Source organism: Parapedobacter composti (assembly GCF_900112315.1).
Classification (GTDB): domain Bacteria; phylum Bacteroidota; class Bacteroidia; order Sphingobacteriales; family Sphingobacteriaceae; genus Parapedobacter; species Parapedobacter composti.
The window spans coordinates 296,603-317,264 of sequence record NZ_FOLL01000002.1; the positions used below are offsets into that span (position 1 = coordinate 296,603).

The window sequence follows — 20,662 nt, forward strand, 5'->3', positions numbered from 1 at the left end:
AAGGATCAGTAGGGACATGAACAAATTAATAACCAACAGCCGAATACTGCTGCTATTCCTGACAGCTACTGCTCTACATGGGTATCCCCAAACGGATGCTGCTGCCGGGGCTATTTTAACCCAGGTAAGTAAGACGTATCAGGGCTATAAAACGCTCCAGGCAGATTTTACCATCACCGTACAGCAACCGCAACAAGCAGGGAAATATACGGAATCAGGTACGATATACATGCAGGCAGCTTCGGGAAAATACCGCATAACCACTGGCGGCCAAGAGCTAATCAGTGACGGCAAAACGCAGTGGGCGGTATTGCGGGACGAAGAGGAAGTACAAGTGACAACAGCTGACCATTCGTCAGCCAGCATCTCGCCAGCCAACATTTTTACGTTCTATCAAAAAGGTTACAAATACGTTACCGCGCCAAGCGAGCGGGCTGGAAACATTCAGTTGCACGTCGTTGAATTGGCTCCCGAAAATACGCACACGCCGTATTTCAAAATAAAGCTACGTATCAATAAGGCGACGCATCTGATACACGATGTAACCATTTTTGATAAAAGCGGGGCCAGATACAGCTATACCATCAAAAGCACTAAAGGCAATGTGCCAATCGCGGCGAATCAGTTCGTATTTAATCCAAGCGATTTTCCTGGGATGGAGATTGTAGACCTCCGGTAGCGGTTATAACTTATCCGAATCTCCAGCCTCAGGGGCAGCATCGGCCAATAACGTCCGACCCTTCCGGTAACCGTGCCGATCAGGATTTTCGATGATTTCTTTTACTGAAATCAATTTATACACGTATGCCCCGGTTTCTTTATTCAGTTTCAGCTTGAAATAATTGTCTTCCCGCTGCTTACTGATAGCCCGCTGCAGATTTCCCTCGCCGATATTGAAGGCCGCAGCAACCAATGTCCAGCTGTTGAACTCGCGGTATAGCGCCCGAAGGTATTTGGCAGCAGCAACGGTAGACTTCTCGATATGCTGGCGTTCATCCACCTCGCCGTCTACCCGCAATCCGAATTGGCGCGCGGTATGCGGCATAAATTGCCAGTAGCCAGATGCCCCGCGGTGGGACGTCGTACCACTGGTGAAACCACTTTCCACCAAAGGAATGTATTTGAAATCCTCAGGAATACCATACTTTCGCAAAATTGTTGCTACTTGTGGCAACGCCTTTCTCGCACGGTTGTGCAATAAATAAGAACGTCGCTCCTTATATGAGTATGCTTTAAGATAACGCATCATCTTACGTTCGATTTGCTGATCACCCAGTGGCAGGCTTTCATTAGCAAAACTCAATGATGCAAAGTACGAGGTGTTGCGGATATCACTAATGTCATTATCTTGCAACAGCGCTCCCTGAGATAGGGAATCCAGTTGTCGTGCGTAAGGTGCCGCTGTATTGGCCGCTACATGAAAAGAATATAGCTTCGAAAACAACACCAGAAACAAAACCACACCACAACAGAGCAGTTGTTTTTTTATCATTAATAACCTTTCTGTAACGAATGGCAAACAGCAATACTTATGCCATAAATTACTTATTCCAAAAAGCTGGCTGCAAAAATAAAAATTATAATGTTAATTCACAAATAGTTATAAAAATACGCTTGACATTTAACAACTTTTAACGTAAATTTTGAAGCTGTTTTATGGAGAAAACGTTAAGTCCCTTCCTAATAAGCCCATATTTTTGCCTATCTTTGTGACTTACATTTTTTAGGTAATCATCATGCCGTTCAGCAACAAAAGGAACAGTCGAGACGACAAATCCAAACGTCCGGGTAAATCAACCTCCAACATATCCAACACAGGCCATCATAAACCCGGGAGGCGTGGCACGAACCCTTCCCGGGATAACCGCCCCGGCTCAACCGACGATTTCCGGGAAAAACGGGACAGCAGTGTTGGTTATGAGAAAAAGGGGCAAACGCGCCCATACAGTGGAGGTAAACGCCGGGAGCGAACTAAACCCGTTGCAGCGTCCTTCGCTGACGACAACGGATTAGTAAGACTTAACCGATATATCGCCAATTCCGGCGTCTGTTCCCGACGCAAAGCCGATGAATTGATTCAGGCAGGCGTCATCACCGTCAATGGCAATGTGGTTACAGAACTTGGAACGAAAGTAGATCCTGCAAAAGATGAAGTCCGATACAATGGAGAACGCTTGAAACGGGAAAAAATGGTGTATGTGCTCCTCAACAAACCAAAAGATTATATTACCACCACCGACGATCCGCAGGAGCGGCGCACGGTAATGCACTTGGTTGCCAGCGCCACAAGAGAACGGATATACCCGGTAGGCCGGCTTGACCGTAACACTACCGGCTTGCTTCTACTGACCAACGACGGCAGCCTGGCCGAAAAGCTTTCGCATCCCCGCAACAATGTGATCAAAATCTACCACGTTGAACTGAACAAAAATCTGACACAGGGTGATTTCAATAAGATATCCTTTGGCGTTGAACTTGAAGATGGTCTCATAAAACCAGACGCTATACATTATGTTCAAGGAGGAAGCAAACGCGAGATCGGCATCCAGATACATAGCGGGAAAAACCGTATCGTAAGACGTATTTTTGAGCACTTAGGCTACGACGTCGTCAAATTGGACCGTGTCGTCTATGCTAATCTGACGAAAAAGGATCTGCCACGTGGACGCTGGCGTTACCTTGAAGAAAAGGAAATCATCCAACTCAAACATTTCATCAAGTAAATAGAATCAACGATTAAATAAAAGTGCCATATACTAAGTACTAATACCAACTACTGAGAAATGACCGATCCGAAGACACTGACCGCTGTTGCTGAATTCCATAAGACTTTTAAACATCCCATTCTTCCAACCCCCACAATTCCGGATGAAAAACGTTGTCGCCTTCGCCTAGCACTTCTGGCTGAGGAGCTTAAGGAACTCGAGGAAGCCATAGCCGACAATAACATTACGGAAATCGCCGATGCATTGTGTGATCTACAATATGTATTGTCAGGAGCAGTACTGGAATTCGGACTAGCGGAAAGGTTTGCTGCATTGTTTGATGAAGTCCAACGCTCAAACATGAGCAAAGCTTGTAAAACCATTAAGGAAGCTGAGGAAACTGTAGCTCACTACCAACAGAAAGGGGTGGATTGCTTCTATGAAGAGGCTGATGGGCGTTACCTGGTCTACCGATCGGAAGATCGCAAAACACTCAAATCTGTCTACTATTCGCCTGCAGACTTAAGGGGTATTTTAGGGTAATTGCGGGCTTGATACGCCCCCCTGCGCTCCAATTCCTTGTCAATGTACGTCTGAATCGCCGATTTACCCAATCCCCAATTGGGCGCTATCAGCAATTCTTGGTCAGCCAATCCAAACAACCGCTGGACGACGATATCGGGTCGCAGCAATGGGATAAATTCGCAGAGGAAATCGGTATATTCCTCTAAGCTGAACACGTGGAAGGGCTCTCGTTTATACTGCACGCCCATGATTGATCCTTCGACGATATGAAGATGGTGGAGCTTTACAAATTTGATTTGAGGAAACCGGTTGATCTCATCCGCATAGCGGAGCATCATCTCCCGCGACTCCCAAGGGAATCCAAAAATGGTATGCACGCAGATGTCCAGCGGACTGTCCTTTACTAAGTCAAGCGCGCTCACCAGTTCTTCGTGCGTACAACCACGGTTTATCCTGTTGAGCGTGTCATTATAGATAGATTCCATACCCATCTCCAAATCCACGTCATACCGATCGGTATAGCTCTCCAACAAGGCAACCTTCTCGAAATCGATACAATCAGGACGGGTGCCCACCGACAGCCCCACAACGTGCTCGGGTGCTACGCTTAACGCCTCGTCATACAAGGCCTTCAGGTAATGTGCCGGCGCATATGTATTGGTATTGGGCTGAAAATAAATCACAAATTTTTCGGCTCCATAACCATTTACGGCACGTCTGATCCCTTCTTCTACCTGTTCTTTGATGGAGGGCAGTTTACGGGCCGACGCTGGTGTAAACGAATCTACATTACAATATGCACATCCTCCGTATCCTTTGCTCCCATCCCGGTTCGGACAGGTAAAATTGCCGTCAACGATAATCTTGAACACACGCCGGCCGGCATATTTGGTGCGCAAGTATGCGCCATAGTGATTGTACGGCTTTTGTCCGATATCCAGTAGGGTACCCATGGTACAAAGATACGGGATTATTGTGAGACATCAGATAAGAGACAGGAGGCGCTGCTGGGCAATGAAAAAAAATACCGCCGGCTGAACGCCGACGGTATTTTCAATCTTCTCTTCTGGCGGTTCATCACCAACACTATCCACCAGTTATCAACCGCTAATCTTCCTCTTTGGAAGCCATCAATTGGTCATATTCCTCCTGCGAACCGACGATAATACGTTCGTAGTCCCGCAAGCCTGTTCCCGAAGGGATAAGGTGGCCTACAATAACGTTTTCCTTTAAACCAAGCAAATCATCACGTTTGCCGGCAATGGCCGCTTCGTTCAGCACCTTAGTGGTTTCCTGGAAGGATGCCGCAGAGATGAACGATTTGGTTCCCAGGGATGCCCGGGTAATCCCCTGCAACAGCGGACTGGACGTGGCCGGAATAGCGTCACGTACTTCAACCAATTTCAAATCTCGGCGCTTCAAGCTGGAATTGACATCCCGCAATTTACGCAGGGAAACAATCTGGCCGGGCTTCAACTCATTGGAATCCCCCGCATCCACGACCACTTTTTTGTCGTAAATAGCATCGTTTTCTTCCATGAAATCCCATTTGTTAACGGCCTCTTTCTCCAAGAAACGGGTATCGCCCGGATCGTCAATCTCAACCTTCTGCATCATTTGATGCACAATAGTTTCAAAGTGCTTGTCGTTGATCTTTACCCCTTGCAGGCGGTAAACCTCCTGAATACCGTTCACCAAGTATTCCTGTACCGCAGACGGGCCTTTGATATTCAGAATGTCAGAGGGAGAAATCGAACCATCCGACAGAGGCATACCGGCTTTTACGAAGTCGTTATCCTGTACCAGGATATGTTTAGACAGCGGCACCAGGTATTTTTTGATTTGCCCGTCACGCGATTCGATGGAAATCTCCCGATTCCCACGCTTCACACCGCCCAAGGTTACCACACCGTCAATCTCGGTTACCACGGCTGGGTTCGACGGATTACGCGCCTCGAACAACTCCGTAACGCGTGGCAGACCGCCTGTGATGTCCCGTGTTTTACCCGTAGAGCGCGGTATCTTAGCCAAAATCACCCCCTCTTTAATCACCGCGCCGTCGTTCACCGAAACGTGGGCACCGACGGGAATGTTATACGTACGGATAAGGGCCCCTTTGCTATCCAGAACTTTGATAGCCGGGTTCTTTGTTTTATCGCGAGTATCAATGATTACTTTCTCACGGTGTCCGGTTTGCTCGTCAGACTCTTCACGGAAAGTCACACCTTCGATGATGGATTCAAACTCAACCTTACCACCGAACTCAGAAATGATAACCGCATTATAGGGGTCCCAAGAACAGATACGCTGTCCTTTGGTTACCTTATCACCAGCATTCACATATAGGTATGACCCGTAAGGAATATTGTTGGTCATCAATACCTTTTTGGATTCGGGGTCGATAATGCGGAATTCACCTGAACGGCCAATAACCACCTGGTCGGGCCCTTCTTCTCCTTCATGCGGCACAGAACGGATGTTCTCCAATTCGATAACCCCGTCGAATTTCGCAAGAATCTGAGACTCAGCGGCAATGTTCGACGCCGTACCACCTACGTGGAACGTACGGAGTGTAAGCTGCGTACCCGGCTCACCGATAGACTGTGCGGCGATAACACCCACAGCCTCGCCTTTCTGCACCCGTTTACCTGTAGCCAAGTTACGACCATAGCATAGGGCACATACACCTCGCTTACTTTCGCAGGTCAATACCGAACGGATTTCAAGTCCTTCTACCGAAGAATTCTCTATCCTGGCTGCTATTTCCTCATCAATATCCTGATCGGCGGCAACGAGCAGTTCGCCGGTTACCGGATCATAGACGTCATGCAGCGAAACACGCCCAAGGATACGATCGTACAGCGGCTCAATGATGTCCTCATTATCTTTCAGGGCCGTGGTATACACGCCCCTCAAGCCACCGCAGTCATCCTCCACTACAATCATGTCCTGCGCTACGTCGTGCAAACGACGGGTCAGATAACCCGCGTCCGCCGTCTTCAAGGCCGTATCCGCAAGACCCTTACGGGCACCGTGCGTAGAGATAAAGTATTCCAATACCGACAATCCTTCCTTAAAATTGGAGAGGATGGGGTTTTCGATAATTTCCCCACCGGAAGATCCGGATTTTTGCGGCTTGGCCATCAACCCCCGCATGCCGCAAAGCTGGCGGATCTGCTCCTTGGAACCCCGGGCACCCGAATCGAGCATCATGTACACCGAATTGAAGCCCTGGTTGTCCGTAGAGAGGATTTCCATCACATTCGCGGTTAACCGGTTGTTTATACGTGTCCAGATGTCAATGATTTGGTTGTAGCGCTCGTTGTTGGTAATGAAACCCATGTTATAGTTGTTCATTACCTCTTCCACTTCTTTCGTGGCCTGCTCGATTAAGTCAGCTTTAGCGTCCGGGATATTCAGATCCTGCAAGTTAAACGAAAGACCTCCCTTGAACGCCATCTGGAATCCTAATTCCTTGATATCATCCAGGAATTTAGCGGCGCGCGCCATACCGGTGATCTTTACTACTTCACCGATGATATCGCGCAGCGACTTCTTAGTAAGCAGTTCATTGACGTAACCGATTTCTTCGGGAACCACTTGGTTGAACAGTACACGCCCCACCGTGGTTTCGATGATACGGTCTTCTATGCCGCCATCTTTTGCCCTCACCTTGGTTTTCACCTTGATATAGGCGTGCAGATCAACTTTCTTCTCATTGTGTGCGATGATCACTTCTTCAGGAGAGTAGAACGTCATGCCTTCGCCCTTCATCACACGCGTATCATCCGTCTTACGGCCTTTAGTCATGTAATAGAGGCCCAATACCATGTCCTGCGAAGGAACGGTAATAGGCGTGCCATTTGCCGGGTTGAGGATATTATGCGAAGCCAGCATAAGGATTTGGGCTTCCAATATAGCAGCATTGCCTAAGGGCAGGTGCACAGCCATCTGGTCCCCGTCAAAGTCGGCGTTGAATGCCGTACACACCAATGGGTGCAACTGAATAGCTTTGCCTTCAACCAAAGTAGGCTGGAATGCCTGTATACCCAAACGGTGCAGTGTAGGCGCACGGTTAAGCAATACGGGATGCCCTTTCAATACATTTTCCAGGATGTCCCATACCACCGGGTCCTTCCGGTCTACAATTTTTTTGGCAGACTTTACGGTTTTTACAATTCCCCGTTCGATCATCTTGCGGATAATGAACGGTTTATACAGTTCGGCTGCCATGTCTTTTGGCAACCCGCATTCATGCAATTTCAGATTCGGCCCAACCACGATAACCGAACGGGCGGAGTAGTCTACCCGTTTACCCAACAGGTTTTGGCGGAAACGACCTTGTTTACCCTTTAGGATGTCAGACAGTGATTTCAGCGCCCGGTTACCCTCCGTCTTCACAGCGTTCACCTTCCGCGAATTGTCAAATAACGAGTCTACAGCTTCCTGTAACATCCGCTTTTCGTTACGCAAAATCACTTCCGGCGCCTTAATCTCCATCAAGCGCTTCAAACGGTTGTTCCGTATAATTACTCTTCGGTATAAATCGTTCAAGTCAGACGTGGCAAACCGTCCGCCCTCCAGCGGCACCAAGGGGCGCAACTCCGGCGGGATAATCGGCACAATCTTTACAATCATCCATTCCGGACGGTTTTCTATGCGATCCCGGGAACTGCGGAAAGCCTCAACTACTTGCAACCGTTTCAAGGCTTCGTTTTTCCGTTGCTGCGAAGTTTCATTAGCTGCCTGATGGCGCAGGTCATAGGAAAGCTGATCCAAGTCAAGCCGCTTCAGCAGTTCCTCCAGTGCCTCCGCTCCCATCTTAGCGATAAACTTCTGCGGATCAGTATCATCCAAAAACTGGTTTTCCTTGGGTAACGTATCCAGAATATCCAAGTATTCTTCTTCGGTAAGGAAATCCATATACTGGATACCATCCTCCTCCTTCACCCCTGCCTGAATAACCACATACCGCTCATAGTAAATAATCATATCGAGTTTCTTGGTGGGCAAGCCCAACAAGTAACCGATTTTATTTGGCAGTGAACGGAAGTACCAGATATGCGCCACGGGAACCACTAAGCTGATATGCCCCATGCGCTCCCGGCGTACCTTTTTCTCCGTCACTTCAACACCACAGCGGTCGCACACGATGCCTTTGTAGCGAATGCGCTTATATTTACCGCAGTGGCATTCATAATCCTTGACCGGACCGAAAATGCGTTCGCAGAACAGACCATCGCGCTCGGGCTTGTACGTCCGGTAATTGATGGTTTCCGGTTTCACAACTTCCCCGCTTGAACGCTCCAGAATGGTCTCCGGAGACGCCAGGCTGATGGTAATCGAGGTGAAGTTGCTCTTAATTTTATTATCTTTTTTGTAAGACATACTTTCCTTTCTAAAGTTAACGCGCTATGCTTGATTAATCCAACGTGATGTCCAATCCCAAACCACGTAACTCGTGCACAAGCACGTTGAATGATTCAGGAACGGATGGTGTCGGAAGGTTATTACCTTTGACGATAGCCTCATACGTTTTCGCCCGACCCACTACATCATCCGATTTAACGGTAAGGATTTCCTGCAGGATATTTGAAGCACCGAAAGCCTCCAATGCCCAAACCTCCATTTCACCGAAACGCTGTCCACCGAATTGGGCTTTACCACCAAGCGGTTGTTGCGTAATGAGCGAGTACGGACCGATGGAACGGGCATGCATCTTGTCGTCAACCATGTGGCCTAATTTCAGCATATAAATCACGCCCACGGTGGTCGGCTGGTCAAAGCGCTCTCCCGTCAATCCGTTGTACAAGTAAGTCCGGCCTGAAGCGGGAAGGCTGGCTTTGGCCACCCATTCTTCCACCTCTTCGGTAGATGCCCCGTCGAAAATCGGCGTAGCAAACTTTACACCGAGCTTCTGTCCGGCCCAGCCCAGTACCGTTTCGTAAATCTGCCCTAAGTTCATCCGTGAAGGTACGCCTAGCGGGTTCAGCACGATGTCTACCGGTGTGCCATCTTCCAGGAACGGCATGTCTTCATCACGTACAATCTTCGCAACGATACCCTTGTTCCCGTGGCGGCCAGCCATTTTATCACCTACTTTAAGCTTCCGCTTTTTGGCAATAAACACCTTCGCCATCTGCACAATACCCGAAGGCAACTCGTCACCTACACTGATAGCAAACTTGTCTCGCTTATAGGCACCGAGCTCTTCGTTCAATTTAATGTTATAGAAGTGAAGCGTCTGTTTGATCAGCTCATTTTTATCTTCATCGGTAGTCCACCCGGTCGGATTCACGTTGTTGTACTCCAGATCCGAGAGGATCTTTTGCGTAAACTTGGCCCCTTTCGGCACCAACAACTCTTTATACACATTGTAAACACCTTGGGAAGTCTTGCCGTTTACAATCGCAAACAGCTTCTCAACTAACTTATCTTTCAGCGCCTTTAGCGCCTTAGTATGCTGTGCATCCAACTGGTCGAGGGCCTTTTTCTCCTCTTCCTTATTCATCTTCTTGGCACGTGAAAATAACTTGGTATCGATAACCACCCCGTTAATGGACGGTGGGGTCTTCAACGATGCATCTTTCACGTCACCGGCCTTGTCACCAAAGATTGCACGAAGCAGCTTTTCTTCCGGAGAGGGGTCAGATTCGCCCTTAGGCGTAATCTTACCAATCAGGATATCACCTTCACGTACTTCGGCTCCGATTCGGATAATGCCGTTTTCATCCAAATCTTTCGTTGCCTCTTCGGAAACGTTGGGAATATCAGCAGTAAGTTCTTCCTCGCCTCGCTTGGTATCCCGAACTTCAAGTTCGAACTCCTCAATATGCAGCGAAGTGAAAATATCCTGGCTCACCACACGCTCTGAAATCACGATGGCGTCCTCAAAGTTGAATCCTTGCCATGGCATGAATGCCACTTTCAAGTTACGTCCCAAAGCCAGTTCTCCGTCCTGAGTCGCATAGCCTTCGCAAAGCACCTGTCCCTTCTCTACCCGCTGTCCCGTTTTCACGATAGGTTTCAGGTTAATACAAGTACTCTGATTCGTTTTCTTGAACTTGATGAGCTTATAGGTCTTCACATCGTCATCGAATGACACAAGCCTTTCATCTTCGGTACGCTCATAACGGATTTTTATTTCATTGGCATCCACGTACTCTACCACACCATCGCCTTCAGCATTAATCAACGTACGCGAGTCGCGTGCCACACGGCCTTCCAGGCCAGTACCCACGATAGGCGCCTCCGGCCGCAAAAGAGGTACCGCTTGGCGCTGCATGTTTGAACCCATAAGCGCGCGGTTAGCATCGTCGTGTTCAAGAAACGGAATTAACGACGCCGCAATTGACGTAATCTGGTTAGGCGCAACGTCCATCAGGTCCAGCTTCTCAGGCTCAATAACAGGGAAGTCACCCTCAAACCTTGCTTTAACCCTTGGTGTGATAAAGTTACCTTTATCATCGTATTCAGCATTGGCTTGTGCGATAGTTTTACCGTCTTCATCCTCTGCTGACAGGTAAACAACGGGTTCCTCCACAACCACTCTACCGTCTTCCACCCTTCTATAAGGGGTTTCAATAAATCCTAAGTTATTGATCTTAGCATGTACGCAAAGTGACGAAATCAGACCGATATTCGGGCCTTCCGGTGTTTCGATGGTACAAAGGCGTCCATAATGGGTATAGTGTACGTCACGCACCTCAAAACCAGCACGTTCGCGAGACAATCCACCAGGTCCAAGGGCCGATAAACGGCGTTTATGGGTAATCTCAGCCAGCGGATTGGTCTGATCCATGAACTGCGACAGTTGGTTGGTACCGAAAAACGAATTAATAACGGACGACAACGTCCGTGCATTAATCAGATCCGTAGGCGTAAACACCTCATTGTCGCGAATATTCATCCGCTCACGTATGGTACGCGCCATGCGCGACAGCCCTACGCCGAACTGCGAATATAACTGCTCGCCAACGGTACGTACCCGGCGATTGGATAGGTGATCTATATCATCCACCTCAGCCTTTGAATTAATCAGGTTAATCAAGTACTTAACAATGGCGATAATATCTTCCCGGGTAAGTACCTTAATATCATCCGGCGTATCAAGTTGAAGCTTGCGGTTGATACGGTAACGGCCCACATCGCCAAGGTCATATCGTTTGTCGGAAAAGAACAAACGCTCGATGATACCACGAGCCGTCTCTTCATCAGGCGGTTCGGCATTACGCAATTGACGGTAGATATGTTCCACCGCTTCTTTTTCCGAGTTTGAGGTATCCTTCTGCAAGGTATTGTAAATGATGGAATAGTCGGCATTATTGGCCGTATCCTCCTTGGTCAGAATGATCGATTTCACTCCCGCATCGATAATCAAATCAATGTGGTCGTCTTCCAAGATGGTTTCACGTTCGAGCACCACTTCGTTTCGGTCAATGGATACAACTTCACCTGTATCCTCATCCACAAAGTCCTCAATCCATTTCTTTAGCACCCTTGCGGCCAGCTTACGGCCTACATATTTCTTTAGCCCGGATTTGCTCACTTTCACCTCGTCAGCCAAATCAAACAATTCCAAAATATCCTTATCGGAATCATAGCCTATGGCCCTCAGCAACGTGGTTACCGGGAATTTCTTTTTACGATCTATATATGCGTACATGACGTTGTTCACGTCTGTCGCGAATTCAATCCATGAACCCTTAAACGGGATAACCCTGGCCGAGTAAAGTTTCGTTCCGTTAGTATGCCGGCTCTGGCCGAAAAAAACGCCCGGCGAACGGTGCAACTGCGATACGATCACCCGCTCTGCGCCGTTGATGACAAAGGTTCCCTTAGGGGTCATGTAGGGAATGGTTCCCAGGTAAACGTCCTGTACGATGGTTTCGAAATCCTCATGTTCCTCATCGTTGCATGAAAGGCGAAGCTTTGCCTTGAGCGGGACGCTATAGGTCAATCCCCGTTCGATACACTCCTGGATACCATAACGGGGGGGATCGACGAAATAATCCAAAAACTCAAGCACAAAGATGTTCCTTGAATCAGAAATGGGGAAGTTTTCGGAAAATACCTTGAACAGCCCTTCTTGGTGGCGGTTGTCGGAAGTTGTTTCAAGCTGAAAAAACTCCCTGAAAGATTCCAATTGCACATCCAGAAAATCAGGGTAATCAATTACCTTCTTACTGTTTGCGAAATTAATTCTTTCGTTTTGAATACTTTTGTTTGCCAAGGGAATAAGAATTTAGTTTAATATTAAACTGTGCATTTTGTGTTGTTTGCCCGCTGCATTGCGAAATCATGTACAACACGAACATGAAAGGAGGTAAAGTCACAAACAGGAATAGACTCTGACGAATTTACGTCAGAGTCTAACCCATTTAGGCATGTTGTATGATCAGCGTTACTTGATCTCAACAACAGCTCCTGCTTCTTCAAGTTGCTTTTTCAAAGCTTCAGCTTCGTCTTTAGCAACACCTGTTTTCAATTCTTTAGGTGCTCCATCAACCAGGTCCTTAGCTTCTTTCAGGCCAAGGCCTGTCAAATCCTTAACAAGTTTCACAACGGCCAATTTCTGACCGCCGGCTTCTTTCAGGATTACATCGAAAGAGGTCTTTTCTTCAGCAGCAGCAGGGGCATCGCCACCCGCAGCAGGACCAGCAACAGCAACCGCTGCGGCAGCAGGTTCGATGCCATACTCATCCTTCAAGATTTGAGCTAACTCGTTAACTTCTTTTACTGTTAAGTTTACCAACTGCTCAGCAAACGCTTTTAAATCTGCCATTTTATTTTTAATTTTTGAATTTACTGTTTAATAATTTTAATAACAATCCTTCGGGCATTTTGATTGGGAGACGCCCTACTCTCCTCGTTCCTGTAAAGTTTTAACCAACCCGGCCAATGTGTTGCCACCAGACTGGAGGGCAGATACCACATTCTTGGCAGGGGATTGCAGCAATCCGATGATATCGCCGATAAGCTCGTTCTTCGATTTAAGCTTGGTCAGCGCGTCGATCTGGTTATCGCCGATAAATACTGCAGCGTCGATATAAGCGCCCTTCAGTACCGGTTTGTCACCGTCTTTCCGGAGCTCTTTAATCAACTTAGCCGGAGCATTACCTGTTTCGGAAAACAGCATCGTTGACGAACCTTTGAGTATACCGACCAATTCCTCCGAATCCACGCCGGCTTCAACAAGCGCTTTCTTTATCAACGTATTTTTAACCACTTGCATGGCAATACCCCTATCGTAACACTTTCTGCGAATACCATTTACGGTGGCCACGGTCAAATCAGCAGTATCGGTAATGTAAAAATTGCCGTAAGATTTAATCTGCTCAGCTAAAGCTTTAACAATTTCTTGCTTTTCTTCTCTTTTCATGATTAAATTCCTGCTACTGATTTAGTTTCAATTTGGATACCGGGACTCATGGTTGAAGAGAGGTATATACTTTTGAAATACGTCCCTTTTGCCGCTGAAGGTTTCAATTTGGAAATTGTCTGCAACACTTCCAAGGCATTCTCGTAAATCTTTTCCGGAGGGAAAGACACCTTGCCGATGGAAGTATGAATAATTCCCGTTTTATCTACCTTGAAGTCAATCTTACCAGCCTTAACGTCGGCCACGGCTTTACCGATATCGCTGGTCACCGTGCCGGTCTTCGGGTTTGGCATCAGGTTGCGCGGACCGAGAATACGGCCAAGCTTCCCAACCTTTGCCATCACACTGGGCATGGTAATGATGATATCAACATCGGTCCATCCTCCCTCGATCTTACTGATATAGTCGTCCAATCCCACATAGTCAGCTCCCGCAGCCTTGGCCTCTTCCTCCTTGTCAGGTGTACAAAGCACCAACACGCGGACGGTTTTACCCGTACCATGTGGCAATGTGGCAATACCACGTACCATTTGATTGGCTTTACGGGGATCTACGCCAAGGCGCACATCAATATCCACCGAAGCATCAAACCTGGTAGTGGTTATATCCTTTACCAAGGCAGCAGCCTCCTGTAAGGAATACGCTTTACCAACTTCAATCTTGGATAGTGCCGCTTTTTGATTTTTTGTTAATCTTGCCACTTTCTTAAATTGATTTCGTTAACTAATTGTTCCAGGGCGCATTACCGTTCACTGTAATACCCATACTACGCGCCGTGCCGGCTACCATCCGCATGGCTGACTCCAGTGTAAAGGCGTTCAAATCCGGCATTTTATCTTTTGCTATGGCTTCCACTTGTTCCCAAGTAACTGAACCCACCTTTTTGCGGTTAGGTTCACCAGAGCCCCCTTTCACACCGGAAGCCTCAATCAGTTGCACGGCAACCGGAGGGGTCTTAATGATAAAATCGAAAGACTTGTCGCTATACACCGTAATGACAACAGGCAATACTTTGCCGGGCTTGTCTTGGGTACGTGCATTGAACTGCTTGCAGAACTCCATGATATTCACCCCTTTTGCACCCAATGCGGGTCCTACTGGAGGTGACGGGTTTGCAGCGCCGCCCTTCACTTGTAATTTTACTAACGCACTGACTTCTTTTGCCATTTCTACGATGTTGATTAATTAATAAATGTTTGTTAGTAAGGTGGAAGCATTTAACGTAACATTTAGATTTTGAAGCGCTTACTGCTAAACTGTAGAAGCACCCCAAAATGGAGTGCAAAGGTACAAAAATATTTTAAATATCAAGCATAATGAAAAAATAATACCCCTAAATCAGGGTATTATCCTCTTACTCTTTCTCTACTTGTATATAATTCAGTTCTAATGGGGTCTTCCGGCCAAAAACCTTCACCATTACTTTCAGCTTCTTTTTCTCCTCATTCACCTCTTCAATCTCTCCGGTAAAACCGTTGAACGGACCATCATTAACCTTGACCAGCTCACCAACATAGAACGGCACATTCATCAGTTCGCCCTGTTCGGACATTTCGTCTACCTTTCCCAGGATCCGGTTGATTTCAGCCGGACGCAGTGGAATGGGAGTCCCGTCCTTATCGCCCAAAAAACCTACTACACTGTTTATGTTTTTGATAACATGTTCAAGTTCACCATCCAACGCAGCTTCTAACAGCACATAGCCCGGGTAAAAGTTACGTTCCTTGGCCACTTTTTTGCCGTCGCGCATCTGATAGTACTTTTCCATCGGGATCAGCACCTGAGGCACCAGATGATTAATACCCAACCGGTTCACCTCAGCTTCAATATATTGCTTTACCTTCTTTTCCTTACCACTTACGGCCCGTACAACGTACCATTTCAGTGCTTGATCTGCCATTTCTCTTACCCAACAATTAAGACCTGATATTATAGAACAATTCCAGCACGTTACTTGATGCCTTATCCATTGCGAAAATCATCAACGCAATGATAATCGATGCCACTAACACCACCACGGCAGAACTTTGCAGTTGTGACCAAGTAGGCCAAGTGACTTTCTGGCTCATTTCGGTATAAGAGTCCTTTATAAATTCAAGTACGTTTGCCATGTCCTATATTTTTGCACGGGCACCAGGATTCGAACCCAGATCAAAGGTTTTGGAGACCTCTATTCTACCATTGAACTATGCCCGTGTAATTTTTTTAGACAAGATTAGCTAATCAGCGAATTCTGATTAGCTAATCTGTCAAACTATTGTTTTCAAGCAACTGCTTACTTGATAATTTCAGTTACCTGTCCTGCACCTACGGTACGGCCACCTTCACGGATAGCGAACCGCAGACCTTTTTCCATAGCGATAGCGTTAATCAACGTAACTGTGATTGTTACGTTATCACCAGGCATCACCATTTCAACGCCTTCAGGAAGCGCAATCTCTCCGGTCACGTCAGTGGTACGGAAATAGAATTGCGGCCGGTATTTGTTAAAGAACGGTGTATGGCGGCCTCCCTCTGCTTTGGACAGAACGTAAACCTCAGCCTTGAACTCCGTATGAGGAGTAACAGAACCAGGTTTACAGATAACCATACCGCGACGGATATCGGTTTTCTCAATACCGCGGAGCAACAGCCCGACGTTATCACCAGCTTCACCGTAATCCAAAATTTTACGGAACATTTCCACACCGGTAACAGTAGACTTCAAGTTCTCAGCACCCATACCCAGGATTTCCACAGGGTCACCAGTGTTGATCACTCCACGCTCGATACGTCCGGTAGCTACCGTACCACGGCCAGTGATGGAGAATACGTCTTCGATTGGCATCAGGAACGGAAGATCCGTCAAACGCGGAGGAATAGGAATGTAGTTGTCTACAGCGTCCATCAATTCCATAATCTTCTCTACCCATTGAGGCTCACCGTTCAAACCACCAAGTGCAGAACCACGAATCACAGGAATATCGTCACCCGGGTATTCATAGAACGAGAGCAGCTCGCGGATTTCCATTTCAACCAAATCCAACAGTTCAGGGTCATCCACCAAATCCACTTTATTCATAAACACAACCAGCGCAGGTACACCAACCTGGCGAGCCAACAGGATGTGCTCACGGGTTTGAGGCATCGGACCGTCAGTAGCAGCCACAACGATAATGGCACCGTCCATTTGAGCAGCACCCGTCACCATGTTCTTCACGTAGTCGGCGTGGCCCGGGCAGTCAACGTGTGCATAGTGACGGTTGGCTGTTTGGTATTCTACGTGCGCTGTATTGATAGTGATACCGCGCTCTTTTTCTTCAGGAGCAGAGTCAATTGAGTCGAAAGAACGGGCCTCAGAAAGACCTTTGTCCGCCAATACCTTCGTGATTGCAGCGGTGGTGGTTGTTTTACCGTGGTCAACGTGACCGATCGTACCAATGTTTAAGTGCGGCTTACTGCGGTCAAATTTCTCTTTTGCCATGTTTTATGCGAATTAGTAATTTAAAATTTTAGTGTATTATATAAATATTATATGTTACTCTTACGAGCCAATGATGGGACTTGAACCCATGACCTCTTCCTTACCAAGGAAGTGCTCTACCGCTGAGCTACATCGGCTTTTTGTGTTTTACAATCCAAATCCCTGTCAACTTACCAGTCCATTGGCTTGACAGGGGACGCTGTTAAACACATGATGAGCGGAAGACGGGTCTCGAACCCGCAACCTATAGCTTGGAAGGCTATCGCTCTACCAATTGAGCTACTTCCGCTTATTGACAATCCGGATTGACGTGCCGCACACTGCCCACCCAAACAAAAACCGCCAGTCCAAAAACCGACAATAAAATGGTGGGGGGAGAAGGATTCGAACCTTCGAAGCCGAAGCAACGGATTTACAGTCCGTCCCATTTGACCGCTCTGGAATCCCCCCAAACCTGAGCCCCCTGCCGGGATCGAACCAGCGACCTACTGATTACAAGTCAGTTGCTCTACCAGCTGAGCTAAGGAGGCGTCAATATTTCAAAAAACGCAACGTATCAATTTGGCTTTCTTGGGGTAATCTACCCACAAAAACACCCCCTTTTCCTTTAGGGACTGCAAAGATATACAAACTTGTTTTAATACAAAAATTATTTAAAAAAATCTAACGCTTCGCCATAACCTCCTCCTTGTAGCGGCTTTTATACTGCTTATCTGTATCTTCGCTGCAGCGATTACACTTATGAAACATATTGCCTATTGTATAGTCGGCTTGCTTCTGCAGATGGTTTTCTTTCCTTCCTTTTCGCAAGAGAAAAAAAGCCTTTGGGAGCATAAGCTCATCCAGCGGTTTATATCGCCGGAAAAAGACAGCACACGATCGGCAGGCTTCGTAGTGGTTCCGGCTTTGGGTTATGCCCAGGAGACCGGACTGGAATTTGGTTTGGCAGGGGTTTACAATTTTTACTTCAATAAGGCCGACACCTCCATCCGCACTTCCAACATCACCTTTGTCGGCACGTTCACCACTGAACGGCAGACCAATATCAAGCTGGAATCCGATATTTGGACCACAGGCAACCGTTACCATTATGTCAGCGAACTCCGTTTCCGTAATTTCCCCTTTAACTTCTATGGGATCGGCAACCAAACGGCCCAAAATGACAAAGACATCCTCTTGATGCGAATGGTCAGAGTCCGGTTTGAAGGCGAACGTAGGTTAGCGCCCCAATATTATGCCGGCATCAATTTCAACTATGAGTACTTTTTGTTTTCAGACCAAGAAGCCGGCGGTATTTTTGACCGGCAACCGCCGTTCGGACAGGAAGGCGGATGGCACCTGTTATTCGGTCTTTCACAGCTATACGACACACGTAACAGCAACACCTATACCACCAATGGATACTATGTCCGAGCAAAATATGCTTACTCACCCGGCTTCGGTGGAGGCGACCATTTTAAAGGAAGCAAAGTCGATATAGACCTCCGTGCTTTTTTCCCGTTGACGAGCGAACTCACCCTTGGTTTGAACACACGTTACCACACAACATTCGGCCCCCGTATCCCTTTTTACGTATACAACGAATTAGGGGGTGATATGATGATGAGGGGATATTACAGCGGGCGGTACCGCGACCGTAGCTTGCTTGCCGCACAAAGCGAGCTTCGCTATCGCTTTCACCCCCGGGTCGGTTTAGCCGCATTCGCGGGTGCCGGATCAACTTATCAAGCCCGAAAACAGCCAATGCGCCTTGTCCCGTCTTATGGTGGCGGACTGAGGTACTTCTTCGACCTAGAGCATAACAGCAGCATCCGGTTTGAATATGGTGTCGGCGAAAAACGACCGGGCGAAAAAAGGCAAGGCGGTTTTTACCTGTCGCTCAGCGAAGCCTTTTAGTCAGAATTCACGCTCCAAAGATTGATCCCATTCGGTATCGACCACCACCGCAAAGCCGTTAACGCTTCCCGTGTTACCGAGCAGCCGACCCCTAAGAAGCAAACGCACGTTATTTATGATAGGTTCCGCTAAAATCAAGGTATTCAACACCCCACCGTCTTCCCCGTAAGCCGTCAATTCATAAATCACCTCCGCAGGATGGTTAAGCAATCCTAAAAACTGATGGAAAGAAACCTGATAGTCCGACAAATCGGTAAAGCCACTGAACGAGACGGATTGTACATCGGATAGCGGCTGGGCATCGGGCATCCCGAAGGGCGTATATAAGTAGTTTGGATGCTCCCTGGTTATTACAATTTTCTTCACCGCAAGTAAGTCATCCGCAAAATCGGTAAAATCAAATGTTATCTGGCTATAACACCGCTTTAACGTAATGGTCTCCTCCATATCCGCATTGCCCACCTCCATGTTTCGGATCGATGAGGCATAGGTCACGGCTTGGTGGTCGTCAAAATGGTGACCGAAATAAAACTCGTTCGCACTGCTAATTGCTGCTGGCAACAGTACGTCCTTGCGCGTACGATAAGCCACAAAGACGATATCATATACCCCCGGGTTCAATTTTACATCCAGTTTACCGTTCTCAAGCACGGCACCCATAGCCACTTCCTGTTGCGCCACGACACGCCCGTCGTCCGCCGAAAAAATATAATAGCGCAATGCGCTAGGCATGTCGGGGTCACCAGAACTGCCTTCGCCACTGTAGACCCCGGAGAGGCGGATGTTGTCAAGTCTGACCACTCCTGTATTTTCATTGTAATCTCCGGCACCTTCCCGGTTGCCGGGCAGAAACGTAAGCTTTAGCCGCAATTCCCTGATACCGATAAATTGCGAGAACTCGCCCATGTCGAAGTCGTATCGGTTACGCGCCTGCGGATTCATGTTTTGGAACTGATTATCGGCATTGAAATCCGTGTATGTTTCCCCTTCATCGATCGAATAAGACAAAACAAAGCTCTTCGGCCCGGTATTCGAGCTGCTAACATCAAGGGCAAAAGCGGTGAGTGAGACAACACCCTGCATGGGCAATGTGATTTCAAGTGTCTTTAACCCTTCAAGGCTCAGGGATTTACCGGCTTCAACGGGGGATAAACCAAATCCGGTTCCAAATCCGGGTTCTGTGGTTTTTGCCTCAAACACAATGCCCGCCCCTGTCTCGTCCACGGCGATATCCGGCGTCAGCGTCTCGTTATTGAATGACCAATAATACAGGTATTGCGGTTCCGTACTCGGTGTCACGCCCGTTAGCGCCAGCACGCCGCTGTCCGTCATTCCATGAGCCAAACGGGCAGCCTGCGTCTTTGCAAGTGGGGTAATTTCGGTCTCAAAGCCCGCTACCTTAAAAGTAACGGTATGCAGGTCATCGAACGCGGCCATGGGAACGTCACGCTTACAACCTATTAAGGTAATTATCCAAATAATGCAAGCTATTGAACGAAGTAGACATTGTAAAGTTTTCATAACAGTTATATCGATTAGTAAACCATACAAAGCCGGGAACCCGTCGCTCCCCGCCCGATTGATCTACTACCACACTATTACTGTTAAGCGTTTTAGGAAGCTAATGGGGTCAGTTGTCTCACACAAATATGACTGACAAGGTAATGATCATCAACCTATCCCGATAAGTAT

The 20,662-nt window shown here is 47.5% G+C and carries 15 protein-coding genes, 5 tRNA genes and 1 pseudogene; 4 read left to right on the top strand and 17 right to left on the bottom strand.

Annotation, left to right across the window (positions count from 1 at the left end; genetic code table 11):
• Positions 1–16 precede the first annotated feature (16 nt).
• On the top strand, positions 17–679 hold the full coding sequence (locus tag BM030_RS04320; protein ID WP_090971504.1) for an outer membrane lipoprotein periplasmic chaperone LolA1: 663 nt from the start codon (positions 17–19) through the stop codon (positions 677–679).
• Between the two features lie 3 nt (positions 680–682).
• Here BM030_RS04320 and BM030_RS04325 read toward each other — a convergent pair whose 3' ends face one another.
• On the bottom strand, positions 683–1,492 hold the full coding sequence (locus BM030_RS04325) for a lytic transglycosylase domain-containing protein (protein WP_090971506.1): 810 nt from the start codon (positions 1,490–1,492) through the stop codon (positions 683–685).
• Between the two features lie 496 nt (positions 1,493–1,988).
• Between BM030_RS04325 and BM030_RS04330 the strand changes: the two are divergent.
• Together BM030_RS04330 and BM030_RS04335 are read left to right on the top strand one after the other, a co-directional pair.
• Positions 1,989–2,723, top strand: a pseudogene (locus BM030_RS04330) (pseudouridine synthase); the annotation flags it as partial.
• A 60-nt stretch (positions 2,724–2,783) separates the two neighbouring features.
• On the top strand, positions 2,784–3,248 hold the full coding sequence (locus tag BM030_RS04335; RefSeq protein WP_090971510.1) for a pyrophosphohydrolase domain-containing protein: 465 nt from the start codon (positions 2,784–2,786) through the stop codon (positions 3,246–3,248).
• Here BM030_RS04335 and BM030_RS04340 read toward each other — a convergent pair.
• The 15 genes from BM030_RS04340 to BM030_RS04410 form a co-directional block, all read right to left on the bottom strand.
• Positions 3,212–4,183: a tRNA modification radical SAM protein MnmL/YtqA gene (locus tag BM030_RS04340; RefSeq protein ID WP_090971512.1), complete on the bottom strand. Its 972-nt coding sequence runs from the start codon at positions 4,181–4,183 to the stop codon at positions 3,212–3,214. The genes BM030_RS04335 and BM030_RS04340 overlap by 37 nt on opposite strands.
• Positions 4,184–4,337: 154 nt before the next feature.
• Positions 4,338–8,618, bottom strand: a complete 4,281-nt coding sequence (gene rpoC / locus BM030_RS04345) for a DNA-directed RNA polymerase subunit beta' (RefSeq protein ID WP_090971514.1) — start codon at positions 8,616–8,618, stop codon at positions 4,338–4,340.
• A gap of 34 nt (positions 8,619–8,652) precedes the next feature.
• Entirely contained in the window at positions 8,653–12,462 is a 3,810-nt protein-coding gene (gene rpoB / locus BM030_RS04350; protein WP_090971516.1) for a DNA-directed RNA polymerase subunit beta, read from the bottom strand.
• Between the two features lie 171 nt (positions 12,463–12,633).
• Entirely contained in the window at positions 12,634–13,014 is a 381-nt protein-coding gene (gene rplL / locus BM030_RS04355) for a 50S ribosomal protein L7/L12 (RefSeq protein WP_090971519.1), read from the bottom strand.
• Positions 13,015–13,089: 75 nt separating this feature from the next.
• The gene (gene rplJ, locus BM030_RS04360; RefSeq protein ID WP_090971521.1) at positions 13,090–13,611 is read right to left on the bottom strand and encodes a 50S ribosomal protein L10; all 522 of its coding nucleotides are present in this window, start codon (positions 13,609–13,611) and stop codon (positions 13,090–13,092) included.
• Positions 13,612–13,613: 2 nt separating this feature from the next.
• Complete coding sequence (gene rplA / locus BM030_RS04365) at positions 13,614–14,312, bottom strand: 50S ribosomal protein L1 (RefSeq protein WP_090971523.1); 699 nt, start codon at positions 14,310–14,312, stop codon at positions 13,614–13,616.
• A 22-nt stretch (positions 14,313–14,334) separates the two neighbouring features.
• Positions 14,335–14,778, bottom strand: a complete 444-nt coding sequence (gene rplK / locus BM030_RS04370; protein ID WP_090971525.1) for a 50S ribosomal protein L11 — start codon at positions 14,776–14,778, stop codon at positions 14,335–14,337.
• Positions 14,779–14,965: 187 nt separating this feature from the next.
• On the bottom strand, positions 14,966–15,511 hold the full coding sequence (gene nusG, locus BM030_RS04375) for a transcription termination/antitermination protein NusG (protein ID WP_090971527.1): 546 nt from the start codon (positions 15,509–15,511) through the stop codon (positions 14,966–14,968).
• A gap of 16 nt (positions 15,512–15,527) precedes the next feature.
• A complete protein-coding gene (gene secE, locus BM030_RS04380) occupies positions 15,528–15,722 on the bottom strand; it encodes a preprotein translocase subunit SecE (protein WP_090971529.1) in 195 nt (64 codons plus the stop codon).
• A 14-nt stretch (positions 15,723–15,736) separates the two neighbouring features.
• Positions 15,737–15,807, bottom strand: a tRNA-Trp gene (locus tag BM030_RS04385).
• Between the two features lie 79 nt (positions 15,808–15,886).
• On the bottom strand, positions 15,887–17,074 hold the full coding sequence (gene tuf / locus BM030_RS04390) for an elongation factor Tu (RefSeq protein ID WP_090971531.1): 1,188 nt from the start codon (positions 17,072–17,074) through the stop codon (positions 15,887–15,889).
• 65 nt (positions 17,075–17,139) lie between these two features.
• Positions 17,140–17,211, bottom strand: a tRNA-Thr gene (locus BM030_RS04395).
• Positions 17,212–17,290: 79 nt separating this feature from the next.
• Positions 17,291–17,363 (bottom strand) — tRNA-Gly (locus BM030_RS04400).
• Positions 17,364–17,440: 77 nt separating this feature from the next.
• Positions 17,441–17,524, bottom strand: a tRNA-Tyr gene (locus BM030_RS04405).
• Positions 17,525–17,531: 7 nt separating this feature from the next.
• Positions 17,532–17,604: transfer RNA gene (locus BM030_RS04410), tRNA-Thr, on the bottom strand.
• A 211-nt stretch (positions 17,605–17,815) separates the two neighbouring features.
• Between BM030_RS04410 and BM030_RS04415 the strand changes: the two genes are divergently transcribed.
• A complete protein-coding gene (locus BM030_RS04415; protein WP_090971533.1) occupies positions 17,816–18,970 on the top strand; it encodes a BamA/TamA family outer membrane protein in 1,155 nt (384 codons plus the stop codon).
• Here the strand turns inward: BM030_RS04415 and BM030_RS04420 are convergent, their stop codons facing one another.
• Positions 18,971–20,407, bottom strand: coding sequence for a hypothetical protein (locus BM030_RS04420; protein WP_090971535.1), 1,437 nt, complete (start codon positions 20,405–20,407; stop codon positions 18,971–18,973).
• Positions 20,408–20,662 lie beyond the last annotated feature (255 nt).

Bases quoted from the DNA above. Each gene is read 5' to 3' on its own strand.
- rplL (WP_090971519.1), bottom strand. From the start codon at position 13,014: ATGGCAGATTTAAAAGCGTTTGCTGAGCAGTTGGTAAACTTAACAGTA.
- BM030_RS04415 (WP_090971533.1), top strand. From the start codon at position 17,816: ATGAAACATATTGCCTATTGTATAGTCGGCTTGCTTCTGCAGATGGTT.
- BM030_RS04320 (WP_090971504.1), top strand. From the start codon at position 17: ATGAACAAATTAATAACCAACAGCCGAATACTGCTGCTATTCCTGACA.
- tuf (WP_090971531.1), bottom strand. From the start codon at position 17,074: ATGGCAAAAGAGAAATTTGACCGCAGTAAGCCGCACTTAAACATTGGT.
- nusG (WP_090971527.1), bottom strand. From the start codon at position 15,511: ATGGCAGATCAAGCACTGAAATGGTACGTTGTACGGGCCGTAAGTGGT.
- secE (WP_090971529.1), bottom strand. From the start codon at position 15,722: ATGGCAAACGTACTTGAATTTATAAAGGACTCTTATACCGAAATGAGC.
- BM030_RS04325 (WP_090971506.1), bottom strand. From the start codon at position 1,492: ATGATAAAAAAACAACTGCTCTGTTGTGGTGTGGTTTTGTTTCTGGTG.
- rplJ (WP_090971521.1), bottom strand. From the start codon at position 13,611: ATGAAAAGAGAAGAAAAGCAAGAAATTGTTAAAGCTTTAGCTGAGCAG.
- BM030_RS04340 (WP_090971512.1), bottom strand. From the start codon at position 4,183: ATGGGTACCCTACTGGATATCGGACAAAAGCCGTACAATCACTATGGC.
- rplK (WP_090971525.1), bottom strand. From the start codon at position 14,778: ATGGCAAAAGAAGTCAGTGCGTTAGTAAAATTACAAGTGAAGGGCGGC.
- BM030_RS04335 (WP_090971510.1), top strand. From the start codon at position 2,784: ATGACCGATCCGAAGACACTGACCGCTGTTGCTGAATTCCATAAGACT.
- BM030_RS04420 (WP_090971535.1), bottom strand. From the start codon at position 20,407: ATGGCCGCGTTCGATGACCTGCATACCGTTACTTTTAAGGTAGCGGGC.
- rpoC (WP_090971514.1), bottom strand. From the start codon at position 8,618: ATGTCTTACAAAAAAGATAATAAAATTAAGAGCAACTTCACCTCGATT.